The organism is Haloferax sp. Atlit-4N, from assembly GCF_003383025.1.
Lineage (GTDB): Archaea > Halobacteriota > Halobacteria > Halobacteriales > Haloferacaceae > Haloferax > Haloferax gibbonsii.
On record NZ_PSYY01000001.1, the window covers coordinates 1,019,881 to 1,032,116 of the forward strand.

Here is a 12,236-nt window from a genome sequence, read left to right on the forward strand (position 1 = left end):
ATGGCAGGTATCTTAGACTTCGCTCCGGCCATCGTCCTCCTCCCGTTCCTCTCGTTCCTGATCGCACTCGGGGCGGGACGGTACATGCCGAAGGGAGGCGCGCTGGCGGGTATCGGCGCGACGGCAGGCTCGTTCGTCCTGTCCATCGCGACGTTCTTCGCCGTCAGCGGCGGACAGACCTACAACCAAACGATTTACACGTGGGCGGAGGGCCTCGACGCCATCAACCTGACGTTCGGTCTGCTCATCGACCCGCTTTCGTCGATGATGCTCGTCATCGTGACGCTCGTCGCGCTCCTCGTCCACATCTTCAGCCTCGGATACATGAACGACGAGGGCGAGACGGGCCTCCCGCGTTACTACGCCGGACTCGGCCTGTTCACGGCCTCCATGCTCGGGTTCGTCGTCGCCGACAACCTGCTCATGGCGTTCATGTTCTTCGAACTGGTGGGCCTGTGTTCCTACCTGCTCATCGGCTTCCACTTCCGGCAGGACGGCCCGCCGAGCGCCGCGAAGAAGGCGTTCCTCGTCACCCGCTTCGGTGACTACTTCTTCCTCATCGGCGTCGTCGCCGTCTTCGCGACGTTCGGCTCCGCCGCCTTCGCGGGCCCCGATGCCTTCCCGGTCCTCGCCGAGGAGGCGCTCGCTGGCGAACACTCGGTCAACACGTTCCTCGGCATGGGCGAACAGGCGTGGTTCACCGTCGTCGGCCTCCTCGTTCTCGGAGGCGTCGTCGGTAAGTCCGCGCAGTTCCCCCTGCACACGTGGCTTCCGGACGCGATGGAAGGTCCGACGCCCGTCTCCGCGCTCATCCACGCAGCGACGATGGTCGCGGCCGGCGTCTACCTCGTCGCCCGGATGTACGGGTTCTACGTGCTGACGCCGACGACGCTCGCCATCATCGCCCTCATCGGCGGATTCACCGCCCTCTTCGCGGCGACCATGGGCGTCGTCAAGAAAGAGATCAAGCAGGTGCTCGCGTACTCGACTATCAGCCAGTACGGCTACATGATGCTCGGCCTCGGTGCCGGTGGCTACGTCGCGGCGACGTTCCACCTCATGACGCACGCCTTCTTCAAGGCGCTGCTCTTCCTCGGTGCCGGTTCGGTCATCATCGCGATGCACCACAACGAGAACATGTGGGACATGGGCGGTCTGAAAGACAAGATGCCCGTGACCTACTACGCGTTCCTCTCCGGGTCGCTCGCCCTCGCGGGCATCGTCCCGTTCGCGGGCTTCTGGTCGAAAGACGAGGTCCTCTACGAGACGCTCATTCACGGCCTCGGCGGCAGTCCGATTCTGCTCGCCGCGTACGCGATGGGTCTGCTCGCCGTGTTCTTCACGGGGTTCTACACCTTCCGGATGGTGTTCCTCACCTTCCACGGCGAGCCACGGTCCGGAACGGCGCGTGACCCCCACGGCGTTCGCTGGAACGTCAAGGGTCCGCTCGCCGTCCTCGGCGTGCTCGCCGCGACGACCGGGCTCGTCAACATGGTCCCGGTCGAGAAGCTCTTCGGCATCGAGGGAATCGACTTCCTACACCAGTTCCTCGACGGGAGCTTCAGTTCGCTGAACGCGCACCACTACGCCGAACTCATCCCGTACAGTTCGGGCTACATCGGCGGCGAGGCCGGAACGGTTGCCATCGGCGCGGCCGTCTCGCTCGGCTTCGCGCTCGGCGGTGCCGCGCTCGCGCACGTGCTGTACAACGTCCCCGAACCCGTCGAACACACGGACAAGCTCGGGAGCATCAAGACCGTACTGTACAACAACTACTACCAAGACGAGTACCAGGTCTGGATCGCGACCGGCGTCGTCCAACCCATCTCGCGCGTCCTCGATAAGTTCGACCAGGGTATCGTCGACGGCGTCGTCAACGGTATCTCCAGCGTGAGTCTGTTCGCTGGCGGTCGCGTCAAGCGCGTTCAGACCGGTGTGGTGAGCAACTACGCCGCGCTCCTCACGCTCGGTCTGACCGCGCTGCTTCTCGGTCTCGGTCTGCTCGGAGGTTGGTTCGCATGATAATCGAAGCGCTCATCGCAGTCACGTTCCTCGCCGCGCTGGTCACCTTCGTCGTGCCGAACCGGTACGCCGGCAAGGCGGCCTTCGCGCTGAGTCTGGCTCCCGTCGTCGGGAGCCTCTACATGTGGCAACAGTACGACGCGAGCGGGAACGCCTTACTCGGCGGGAACATCGCGTTCGAGACAGACGTCGCCTGGCTGCAACTCGGCCAGTACGACATCCACTGGATGGTCGGCGTCGACGGCATCAGCATGCCGCTTGTCGTCCTTACGACCATCCTCACCACGCTCGCTATCGTCAGCGCGTGGACGCCCATCTCGGAGCGTCAGTCCCAGTTCTTCGGCCTGATGCTTCTCATGGAGGCGAACCTGCTCGGCGTCTTCACGGCGCTCGACTTCTTCGTCTGGTTCATCTTCTGGGAGGCTGTGCTCCTGCCGATGTACTTCCTCATCGGCGTCTGGGGTGGCCCGCGCCGCAAGTACGCGGCTATCAAGTTCTTCGTCTACACGAACATCGCGTCGCTCGTGATGTTCATCGGGTTCATCTCGCTCGTGTTCGGTCTCGGCGACTCGATCTCGTCGTTCCGCCTGCCCGAAATCGCGCAGGCGTTGCAGGCCGGACAGCTCGGAAGCTTCGCGGGACTGTCGGCCGGCGCACTCGCGTCGGTCGCGTTCATCGCGATGTTCTTCGGGTTCGCGGTGAAGGTCCCGGTCGCCCCGCTCCACACGTGGCTGCCGGACGCACACGTTGAGGCCCCCACGCCGGTGTCGGTCATGCTGGCGGGGGTCCTCCTGAAGATGGGTACGTACGCCCTGCTCCGGTTCAACTTCACGATGCTGCCAGAGACGGCGCGCGCCTTCGCGCTGCCCATCGCCCTGCTCGCCGTCGCGAGCGTCATCTACGGCGCACTGCTCGCGCTGGCCCAGCAGGACCTCAAGCGCATCGTCGCGTACTCCTCCGTCTCGTCGATGGGGTACGTCATCCTCGGTCTCATCGCCTACACCACCTACGGCGTCGGCGGTGCGACCTTCCAGATGGTCGCCCACGGCCTCATCTCCGGACTGATGTTCATGGCCGTCGGCGTCATCTACAACACGACCCACACGCGCATGGTGTCGGACATGTCCGGCATCGCCGACCGGATGCCCGTCACGGCGGGCATCTTCGTCGCCGGCGCGTTCGGGTACATGGGTCTGCCGCTCATGGCCGGCTTCGCGGCCGAGTTCTTCATCTTCAAGGGCGCGTTCGAGTCCACGGTGATGGAGGCCATGCCGCTGTTTACCGGCGCCGCGATGTTCGGTATCGTCATCGTCGCCGGTTACCTGCTGTTCGCGATGCAGCGGACGCTGTTCGGACCCTTCCGGTTCGACGGCGACTACGACATCACGGAAGCGCCGTTCCACGACGTCGCACCCCTCGCGGTGCTGCTCCTGCTCACCATCGTGCTCGGTGTCTCTCCGGACATCTTCTTCACGATGATTCAGGACGCGGTTAACCCGATTCTCGAACTGGGAGGTGCGTTCTAGATGACGCCCCTCCAGACGCTCCCGGAGTGGGCGGCGACGGCTCCCGCCATCGTGCTCGCGCTGACGGGGCTCGCGCTGCTGCTCATCGACACCATCGACCCGGACTCCACGAACAACGGCCTTCTGGCCGGCACGGCGACGCTCGGCGCGCTCGCCGCCGGCGGCATCGCCGGCTGGTTCCTCATCGGCGGAACCGGCATGGAGTCCACAGGCGGTGCTATCTCGCTGTACGGCGACGCGCTCGTCGTCGACGGGATGAGCCTGTTCTTCACGCTCATCTTCACCAGCGTCGCCGCGATGGTGACCGTCGCCTCCTACGACTACCTCGCGGACGAGCCCCATCAGGGTGAGTTCTACTCGCTCGTGATATTCGCCACGACTGGCATGACGCTCATGGGGATGTCGAACTCGCTGGCGACCGTCTTCATCAGCCTCGAACTGGCGTCCCTGCCCTCGTACGCGCTCGTCGCGTTCCTCAAGAAGGACCGCGGCAGCATCGAGGCCGGTCTGAAGTACTTCCTCATCGGCGCGCTGTCGTCGGCGGTGTTCGCGTTCGGTATCAGCCTCGTGTTCGCCGTCACCGGCTCGCTGGTGCTCCCGGAAGTCGCCGCGTCGCTCGCCGAAGGCACCGAACTCGTCGGCGTCCTCGGTCTCGGCGTGCTGATGATCGCCGGGGGCTTCGCGTTCAAGACCGCCTCCGTCCCGTTCCACTTCTGGGCCCCGGAGGCCTACGAGGGCGCGCCCGCTCCCGTGAGCGCGTTCCTCTCGTCGGCGTCGAAGGCGGCCGGCTTCGCCGTCGCCTTCCGCGTGTTCACCGTCGCGTTCCCCCTCGAAACCGTCACCGCGGTCGGCGGCGGGAGCGTCGACTGGTCGCTGCTGTTCGCGGTGCTCGCCGTCGTCACCATGACGCTCGGTAACTTCGCGGCGGCGACCCAGAACAACGTCAAGCGGATGCTCGCGTACTCCTCTATCGGTCACGCGGGGTACGCACTCATCGGCCTCGCGGCGATCACCACCGACGGCGGTGCCGCGAACGGTGACGTGCTCGGCGCGAGCATGGCCCACCTGTTCGTCTACGGCTTCATGAACACGGGCGCGTTCCTGTTCATCGCCATGGTCGAAAAGTGGGGCCTCGGCCGCACCTTCGAGGACTACAACGGTATCGCGTCGAAGGCGCCCATCGCCGCCTCGGCGATGACCGTCTTCATGTTCTCGCTCGCGGGGCTTCCGCCGTTCGGCGGCTTCTTCTCGAAGTACGCCCTGTTCGAGTCGGCTATCGGGTCGGGCTTCTGGTGGCTCGCCGCGGTCGGCGCGGTCAACAGCGCGCTGTCGCTGTTCTACTACAGCCGCGTCGTGAAGGCGATGTGGATCGAGGAGCCGTCGAAGCCCCTCGAAATCGGCAGCCAGCCGGTCGGTCTCTACGTGGCGATTATCTTCGCCGCGGTCGGGACGGTCCTGCTCCTGCCCGGCTTCCAACCCGTCATCGAGACGGCGCAGACCGTCGCCGCGGCGCTCTTCTGAGCGTTTCGGCGATTCGGTTCGATTCGGTTTCTTTTATTCTCGCAGTAACTCGCCGAGCGCCGACGCCAGCTCCTCGGAGCGCCTGAGCGTCAGGCCGTCGGTGGTGACGAACACGCCCTTGTCGTCGGCCGTCACCCGGGTGAGGTACCCGTGGTCGAACGCACGGACGGTGTATCGGTAGTTCCCGAGTTCGGAGCCGCGGTAGGCGGTCCGCGCCTGAAATCCGTCGGTCTCGTGTTCGACGAACCCGGTGAGGTCGGCGTCGGCTTCGAGGTCGCTTCGGAGGTATATCTGGTCGCAGCGGTCGTGCGTGAAGTACGTCACGCTCCTGAGGTCGTCGCCGACGACGGTTCGACAGGTTCGGACGAACGACTCGGCTCGCGACTCGGGGAGCAGTTGCGTCTCGAGTTCCATCGTATATGTGTCATGCGTTGGCATGACATAATATCATCGCCGGATGGGAGGACGGTAGGGTTTTGCGGCCGGAGTCCGACCCTCCGTGTATGGTACGTCGCCTGGTTCTCGGCTGCGGGTCGCTCGGCGGGAACCTCGTCGGGCTACTCGCCGACCGCGGGGGGACGGTAACGGTCGTCACGGACCGGAAGGGCCGCGCCGATGACCTCCGCTCGGACGGCATCGCCGCGAGGGAGGGCGACCCCGCAGACCCGTCGAACTACCCCGACGCGGTCGACCTCGTCATCGTCGGCGGGCAGTCCTCGGCGCCGAACCTCGACGCGGCGCGCGCGGCCCGCGACCGATTCCCCGACGCGCCGCTCGTCGTCTACCTCGGCGACGACGCGGACCCGTCGGTCCGCGCCGACATCGACGCGATCGCCGACGAGGTCATCGACCCGCGTCGAATCGTCTCCGGGCGAATCCTCGACGCCGTCGGCACGTCGCACACGGAGCGGTTGAACCGCCTGATGCGGGTCCTCCGAAACCTCGACGGCAGGCTCGCGGTCGTGATGCACGACAACCCGGACCCCGACGCCATCGCCGCGGCGCTGGCGTTGCAGGCCATCGCCCGGCGGGCGAGCGTCGACGCAGACGTGTGTTACTTCGGCGACATCTCTCATCAGGAGAACCGCGCGCTCGTGAACCTCCTCGATTTGGACCTTCGGGTTCTCGACGAGGTTCCGGCGGACGACGAGTACGCCGGCTTCGCGCTCGTCGACCACTCCCGACCGGGCGTCAACGACCGCCTGCCGCCGGAGACGACCATCGACATCGTCATCGACCACCATCCGCCGCGCGCGCCGGTCGAAGCGGCGTACGTGGACCTCAGACGCGGCGTCGGCGCGACGAGCACGCTGCTCGCGGAGTATCTCGAACGGCTCGGAATCGTCCCCGACACGACGGTGGCGACGGCCCTCCTGTTCGGGATTCAGGTCGACACCAACGACTTCACGCGGGAGGTCTCGACCGCCGACTTCGAGGCCGCCGCCTTCCTCATCCCACACGTCGACGTGGACCTGCTCGAACGGGTCGAGACGCCGAGTCTGACCTCCGAGACGATGGAGACGCTCGCCCGCGCCATCTCGAACCGCGACGTTCGGGGGAACGTCCTCACGACGAACGTCGGCGACATCCGCGAGCGGGACGCGCTCGCGCAGGCCGCCGACCACCTCCTCGGGATGGAGGGCGTCGAGGTGACGGTCGTCTACGGCCTGATGGACGGCACCGTCTACGTCTCCGGTCGCGCCCGCGGGGCGAAAGTCGACCTCGGCGAGACGTTCCGCGACGCCCTCGGCTCTATCGGGAGCGCCGGCGGCCACGCGGACATGGCGGGCGCACAGATTCCACTGGGCATCCTCGACGACGTGGGCGACGACTCGCGGGAGTCGCTCGCCACCATCGTCACGGACATCGTCGCCGGGCGGATGTTCGAGACGCTGGAGCACGCGACGCCGACGCCGAGTCTGGATACCGACGTGGCCTTCGAGTACCCGCTCGATGAGTGAACGCCCACACGTTTTTGCCGACGGTGGCCCTATGGGGTGGGAGATGAGTACCAAAGCGACCGTCAAGGAGTACATGACGCGCGAGGTCCAGACCGTCTCTCCGACCGACACGGTCGCGGACGTCGCCCAACGCATCGCAGAGAGCGACGGGCACAACGGCTTTCCCGTCTGCGACGGACGCAAGGCCGAGGGATTCGTCACGGCGCGCGATATCCTCCTCGCCGACGACGCCGCCCCCATCGAGACGGTGATGGCGACGGACCTCGTCGTCGCTCACCCCGAGATGGACGTGAACGACGCCGCCCGCGTCATCCTCCGGTCGGGAATCCAGAAGCTCCCGGTCGTCGACGATGCGGGCAACCTCGTCGGCATCATCTCGAACACCGACGTCATCCGGAGCCAAATCGAGCGCGCGACGCCGGAGAAAGTGGGCAAACTCATGCGGACGCTCGAACAGATTCACGGCATCACGGTCCACCAAGAGCGCCGCACGGTCTCGCTTTCGAACCTCATTCCCACGCAGGCCCGCGTCTACGCCGACGAACTCGACGGTCGACGGTACGAACTCGAACGCGGCCTCGCGGAGCCGCTCGTCGTCATCGACAACAACGGGACGCTGCTCCTCGCCGACGGCCACCACCGCGTCCTCGCGGCCGACCGAATCGGCATCGAGGAGATGGACGCCTACGTCATCGTCGTCGACGACCCCGTCGAACTCGGCATGCAGCGGACCGCCGAAAAGGAGGGCCTCAAATCTATCTCGGACATCGACATCGTCGACTACGCGCGACACCCGCTGGTCGAGACGACGCGCCGGCTCCAGTAGCCCAGTTCAGTTCTCCACGTCGTACTCGTCCTTCCACGCCTCGACGGTCTCGCGGGCCTCGGATTCCGACTCGAACCGCTCGCCCTCGTAGCCGCGGCCCTCGGCGGACTGATAGAGTCGGTCGACCCTGACGTGCCACGCGTTCGGCCCGCGACGGAGCCGAATAGTCGCGTGGCCGTCACTCCGCTCCCACTCCACGATGCGGTCGTCTCGGCGGACCTCCGTCCAACTCATACCGGTGGATGTCGTCCGAGCCCGAAGTGCTTACCCATCCACCAGCGTCGAGGCGTCGACCGTCGCCGAGGCGGCCGGGCGCGTCTCCGCGCCGCAACTCGGGCAGACGGCGTATCCGAGGCGGTCGTAGGGGACCTCCGGAGACGGGCGTTCCAACCCACACTCCTCGCACGTGAAGTACGAGACCCATTCGAAGGACATACTGACACTCAGGATTGTCAACGTATTAATTAATCACCGCTTACCCTCCGAGACGGAGGGTATCGGTGCGGTTATTCGACTCCCCGCCAACGGAGAGACGATGACAGTCGAGAACCCGCGTCGGGCGCTCGGGGTGGTCTTTTTCATCGTCTTCGTCGACCTCCTCGGCTTCGGTATCCTCATCCCGGTGATTCCCCTGTACGCGCTCTCGTTCGGGGCGACGGAGTTCGTCGGGAGCCTGCTCATCGCCTCCTACTCGGCGATGCAGTTCCTCGCCGCGCCCTTCCTCGGTCGCCTCTCGGACTCCCGCGGTCGGCGACCCGTGCTCCTCCTGTCGCTCACGGGAAGCGTGCTCGCGTGGCTCCTGTTCGGCGTCGCCGGGTCGCTCGCGGTGCTGTTCGCCGCCCGGATGCTCGCGGGCGCGATGGGCGGCAATATCGCCACCGCACAGGCGTACATCGCCGACATCACCGCGGCGGACGAGCGTGCAAAGGGGCTCGGTCTCCTCGGGGCCGCGTTCGGCCTCGGCTTCGTGTTCGGCCCCGCGCTCGGCGGCTTCTTCGCCAGCGAGCCGGTCGTCGCGGCCGCCCGGGGCCTCCTGCCCGCGTTCGTCCCCGTCTCCGAGTTCTCGCTGCCGAGCTTCGCCGCCGCGGCCATCACCGGAACGAACCTCGTCGTCGCGTTCTTCGTCCTGCCCGAGTCGCGGCCGCCCGAAGCGCGCGGGACGCCGGCCGGGGACCGCGAGTCCCGCGTCCAACAGCTCCTTTCTGCGCTCCGGTCGCCCGGGCTGGGCACGCTCGTCGCCTCCTTCTTCCTCGTCTCTTTCGCCTTCTCGGCGCTCGAAAGCCAGTTCATCTTCCTCACCAACGACCAGTACGGCTACGGCGCGACCGAGAACGCGATTATCCTCACCTACGTCGGCGTCGTCCTCGCGGTCGTTCAGGGCGGCCTCGTCGGCCCGCTCACCGACCGCTTCGGCGAGTACCGGCTCGCGGTCGCCGGCGCGGGGATTCAGGTGCTCACGCTCGCGGCCGTCCCCTTTTCACCCCAACTGGGCGCGTTCGTCCCCGACCTCGGAAGGATACTTCCAGTCGGTCCCGTCCTCCCGGCGGGCGTGCTCGCGCTCCTCGTCGTGATGACGCCGCTGTCGTTCGGCAACGCCCTCACGAACGTCTCCTTGAACACGCTCGTCTCCCGTTCGGCGACGGACGACGAGCAGGGCGGCGCGTTCGGCCTCACCCAGAGCGCGGGGAGCCTCGCCCGGACGTTCGGGCCGGCGCTGGCCGGCGGGCTCTACACGGCCGTCGCGTTCTGGGCACCGTTCGTCGTCGGCGGCGCGCTGATGATTCCGATTCTCGTGCTCCTCGGACGGCTGGACCGCGAGGCGGTCACGTCGGCGACGGCGTGAAAAAAGGACGCGGAACGGCGAAGTGAGTCGCCGGTCCTTACGCGGGGGTCGGGCCTTCCGGGGCCGACGAGTCGTCGTCGGACCGGAACTGCGAGACGAGGTCGAGCGAGTCGTCGGCGCTTCCGAGTAAGAACAGCGAGTAGTACCGGAAGTAGGTCACGACGGGCATCTGGACGACCGCGCCGACCGCGATGGCCGCGAGGACGAACAGGAGCCCGAGCGCGCCGAAGACGACCAGTCCGACCGTCGAGGTCAACGCGACGTTCGCGGCGTTGAGCGCGAGGAACGCCCCGCCGCCGACGATGGCGAAGGGGATGGCGACGACGAGCAGGGCGAGGAGGGCCGCGATGCCGATACCGATGCTCGCGAGGATGCCGAGGATGAACCGGACGATGACGTACAGCCCGAACTCGGAGAACTCGGCGCGGAACACCGGGACGACCCGCCCCCACGACGAGAGGAGGGTGCGGTCTTCGGCCATCATCGTCGGGACGACGAAGTCGGTCGTCAACTGCATGACGATGGCGACCACGAACACCAACAGGAGCCCGAGCAGTACGAGCGGGATGGCGAAGAGGGCCACCGCGGGCGTGAACGCGACGGAGCCGAGGAACACCGCCGCGACCGGGATTCCGATGACTGCGAGCACGGCGACGAGCAGGCCGACTTGGAACCCGAACAGCCTGACGCCGAGCCAGAAGCGCTCGCGGAACGGTTCGCGGATGCGCACGTCCTTGGAGACGACGGCGTCCACGAGGACGAACTGCATCACGGAGCCGACGAACGACCAGACGATGCTGAGGGCGATAGCGACCGCCGCGAGCGCGATAACCGCGGCGAGGACGTTTTCCGGCGTCACGAAGCCGGGCAGCGAGTCGACCGGGATGTCGGTCGACCCGCCCCCGGTCGGGGTGGTCGTTCCGGTGTTGCTTCCGGCACCGCCGCTCCCGCCGAGGCCGCCGACGAAGAGGGCGATGAGTGCGAGGCGCGCCCATCGACCCGCGTCGAACGGGAGGAGGAGCGACGCCGTGGCGTCACGGGCGTCGTCGAGGGCGTCGATTGCTTTCCAACTCATAGCTGACAATGCGACGCCTCGCGAGATAAAGGTGTTCGAGAGCTAAGGTATCAGTTCGCTCGGTGGACTTTCTCGGGGGTGCGGAGGCCGTTACTCGGTGACGGCGGCCAGCGGGTCGAGGTATCCGGCCCCGTAGTACGCCTTGTCGGAACCCTCGGGTACGGTCGCGGTGCGGCCGAGTTTCGACGCGACCTGATTCGCGTTCAGACCCGGTTCGACCGACCGCACGAGCGCGACGGCGGCGGCGACCTGCGGCGCGGCCATCGAGGTGCCGGCCTTCCAGCCGTAGCCGTTCGCCGAGCCGACGTAGTTCCCGTCGTCGTCGTAGGCGGGCGTCGAGACGGTGTTGTAGACGAGGTCGTAGAACCACGTCTCGGGGTGGGTCTCCTGCGCGGAGAGGAGGGCGTCGCCGCCCGGGGCGGCCACGCCGACGGCGTTGGTTCCGTAGTTCGTGTAGAACGCCGGCGTCTTCGGTCCCTCCTCGGCGTCGCCCGCGTCGAAAGCGGTCCCTTTGGGTCCGGTCGCGCTGACGCTGAGCGCCTGCGCCCCCTCGTTGGGGAGGCTGATGATGCCGCCGTCGTGCTGGAGGTCGGCGCTGTCGTTGCCGGCGGCGACGACGACGACGGTCCCCGAGCGGTTGGCGTGGGTCAGCGTCCTGTTCAGCACGTTCCCGTAGAACTGCCCTTCGCCCTGTCGCGGGACCGGGTAGGAACCGAGGCTGAGGTTCGCGGCGTCGCAGCCGATTTCGGCGCTGTAGACGAGGGCCGCGAGGATGTCGGCGAACGAGGCCAGCGTGTTCGGCGAGAACACGCGGCAGTCGACGACTTCGGCCCCCGGCGCGGAGCCGACGACGCCCGCCTCGTTTCGGTCGTTCGCGGCGACGATGCCCGCGACGTGGGTGCCGTGGCCGCCGCCCGCGGGGACGCCCGCGCCGAAGCCGTCGCCGGTGAAGTTCCGCGAGAGCGACGCGTTGACCGCGTGTTCGAGGTCCGGGTGGTCGGCGGCGACGCCGGTGTCGATGACGGCGACGCGCGCGCCCTCCCCGCGGGTCACGTCGTGGACCGCGGGAATCCGCTGGCTCTGTTTGTCCCACTGCGCGGCGTAGCCGGGTTCGTCGACCGCATCGGCCGGACCCGCGTCCTCGACCGCCGGCCCGTCGAGCGTTATCTCCACGTCGGGCGCGTAGGCCGCGTTCAGGGCGGAGACGGCCGACTCGCTCCCCTCGACGACCACCACGCCGGCCGGCGAGAGGTCGTAGACGACCTCCAGGTCGGCGCTCGTCGCCGCCGACGCGTCGCCGCCGCCGAGGTCGACGATGAACCGGTCGGTCCGCTCGGCCGCGACGACGGTCGACCCGGCGGCGACCCCACCGAGGAGGGAACCACTCAGTTTCAGGAACGTCCGCCTGTGTTGCTGACGCATACCAGACACCGCGGCCGTGAAAAACATAGTTGTTACGGCA

11 protein-coding genes are annotated in these 12,236 nt (G+C 67.2%); 6 read left to right on the top strand and 5 right to left on the bottom strand.

Annotated elements, in window-relative coordinates; translation table 11 throughout:
* Genes nuoL through C5C07_RS05330 form a run of 3 tightly spaced genes read left to right on the top strand, consistent with a single transcriptional unit; the run spans window position 1 to window position 5,069 of the window.
* The gene (nuoL, locus tag C5C07_RS05320) at window positions 1–2,022 is read left to right on the top strand and encodes an NADH-quinone oxidoreductase subunit L (RefSeq protein ID WP_004977638.1); all 2,022 of its coding nucleotides are present in this window, start codon (window positions 1–3) and stop codon (window positions 2,020–2,022) included.
* Window positions 2,019–3,548 carry a NuoM family protein gene (locus C5C07_RS05325; protein WP_004977637.1) on the top strand — a complete coding sequence of 510 codons (1,530 nt, stop codon included), beginning with the start codon at window positions 2,019–2,021 and terminating at the stop codon, window positions 3,546–3,548. Before nuoL ends, C5C07_RS05325 begins: the two co-directional genes overlap by 4 nt.
* Window positions 3,549–5,069, top strand: coding sequence for an NADH-quinone oxidoreductase subunit N (locus C5C07_RS05330; RefSeq protein WP_004977636.1), 1,521 nt, complete (start codon window positions 3,549–3,551; stop codon window positions 5,067–5,069). It abuts the gene before it with no gap.
* Window positions 5,070–5,102: 33 nt separating this feature from the next.
* Here C5C07_RS05330 and C5C07_RS05335 read toward each other — a convergent pair whose 3' ends face one another.
* Window positions 5,103–5,483, bottom strand: coding sequence for a hypothetical protein (locus tag C5C07_RS05335; protein WP_008092512.1), 381 nt, complete (start codon window positions 5,481–5,483; stop codon window positions 5,103–5,105).
* 89 nt (window positions 5,484–5,572) lie between these two features.
* On the opposite strand from C5C07_RS05335, the gene C5C07_RS05340 reads away from it, so the two are divergent.
* Window positions 5,573–7,030, top strand: a complete 1,458-nt coding sequence (locus C5C07_RS05340) for a DHHA1 domain-containing protein (RefSeq protein ID WP_004977634.1) — start codon at window positions 5,573–5,575, stop codon at window positions 7,028–7,030.
* Window positions 7,031–7,073: 43 nt separating this feature from the next.
* Complete coding sequence (locus tag C5C07_RS05345; RefSeq protein ID WP_004977633.1) at window positions 7,074–7,856, top strand: CBS domain-containing protein; 783 nt, start codon at window positions 7,074–7,076, stop codon at window positions 7,854–7,856.
* Window positions 7,857–7,862: 6 nt separating this feature from the next.
* Here C5C07_RS05345 and C5C07_RS05350 read toward each other — a convergent pair whose 3' ends face one another.
* Both C5C07_RS05350 and C5C07_RS21610 read right to left on the bottom strand, forming a co-directional pair.
* Window positions 7,863–8,090: a hypothetical protein gene (locus tag C5C07_RS05350; RefSeq protein ID WP_004977632.1), complete on the bottom strand. Its 228-nt coding sequence runs from the start codon at window positions 8,088–8,090 to the stop codon at window positions 7,863–7,865.
* Window positions 8,091–8,120: 30 nt separating this feature from the next.
* Window positions 8,121–8,291 carry a hypothetical protein gene (locus C5C07_RS21610; RefSeq protein ID WP_004977631.1) on the bottom strand — a complete coding sequence of 57 codons (171 nt, stop codon included), beginning with the start codon at window positions 8,289–8,291 and terminating at the stop codon, window positions 8,121–8,123.
* A 100-nt stretch (window positions 8,292–8,391) separates the two neighbouring features.
* Here C5C07_RS21610 and C5C07_RS05355 point away from each other — a divergent pair, with 100 nt between their 5' ends.
* Entirely contained in the window at window positions 8,392–9,699 is a 1,308-nt protein-coding gene (locus tag C5C07_RS05355) for a tetracycline resistance MFS efflux pump (protein WP_004977630.1), read from the top strand.
* 37 nt (window positions 9,700–9,736) lie between these two features.
* On the opposite strand, the gene C5C07_RS05360 is transcribed toward C5C07_RS05355, so the two are convergent.
* Both C5C07_RS05360 and C5C07_RS05365 read right to left on the bottom strand, forming a co-directional pair.
* Entirely contained in the window at window positions 9,737–10,774 is a 1,038-nt protein-coding gene (locus C5C07_RS05360; RefSeq protein WP_115804684.1) for a hypothetical protein, read from the bottom strand.
* Between the two features lie 90 nt (window positions 10,775–10,864).
* A complete protein-coding gene (locus tag C5C07_RS05365; protein ID WP_115804941.1) occupies window positions 10,865–12,196 on the bottom strand; it encodes a S8 family serine peptidase in 1,332 nt (443 codons plus the stop codon).
* Window positions 12,197–12,236 lie beyond the last annotated feature (40 nt).

Bases quoted from the DNA above. Each gene is read 5' to 3' on its own strand.
- nuoL (WP_004977638.1), top strand. From the start codon at position 1: ATGGCAGGTATCTTAGACTTCGCTCCGGCCATCGTCCTCCTCCCGTTC.
- C5C07_RS05340 (WP_004977634.1), top strand. From the start codon at position 5,573: ATGGTACGTCGCCTGGTTCTCGGCTGCGGGTCGCTCGGCGGGAACCTC.
- C5C07_RS05365 (WP_115804941.1), bottom strand. From the start codon at position 12,196: ATGCGTCAGCAACACAGGCGGACGTTCCTGAAACTGAGTGGTTCCCTC.
- C5C07_RS05360 (WP_115804684.1), bottom strand. From the start codon at position 10,774: ATGAGTTGGAAAGCAATCGACGCCCTCGACGACGCCCGTGACGCCACG.
- C5C07_RS05355 (WP_004977630.1), top strand. From the start codon at position 8,392: ATGACAGTCGAGAACCCGCGTCGGGCGCTCGGGGTGGTCTTTTTCATC.
- C5C07_RS21610 (WP_004977631.1), bottom strand. From the start codon at position 8,291: ATGTCCTTCGAATGGGTCTCGTACTTCACGTGCGAGGAGTGTGGGTTG.
- C5C07_RS05350 (WP_004977632.1), bottom strand. From the start codon at position 8,090: ATGAGTTGGACGGAGGTCCGCCGAGACGACCGCATCGTGGAGTGGGAG.
- C5C07_RS05345 (WP_004977633.1), top strand. From the start codon at position 7,074: ATGAGTACCAAAGCGACCGTCAAGGAGTACATGACGCGCGAGGTCCAG.
- C5C07_RS05325 (WP_004977637.1), top strand. From the start codon at position 2,019: ATGATAATCGAAGCGCTCATCGCAGTCACGTTCCTCGCCGCGCTGGTC.
- C5C07_RS05335 (WP_008092512.1), bottom strand. From the start codon at position 5,483: ATGGAACTCGAGACGCAACTGCTCCCCGAGTCGCGAGCCGAGTCGTTC.
- C5C07_RS05330 (WP_004977636.1), top strand. From the start codon at position 3,549: ATGACGCCCCTCCAGACGCTCCCGGAGTGGGCGGCGACGGCTCCCGCC.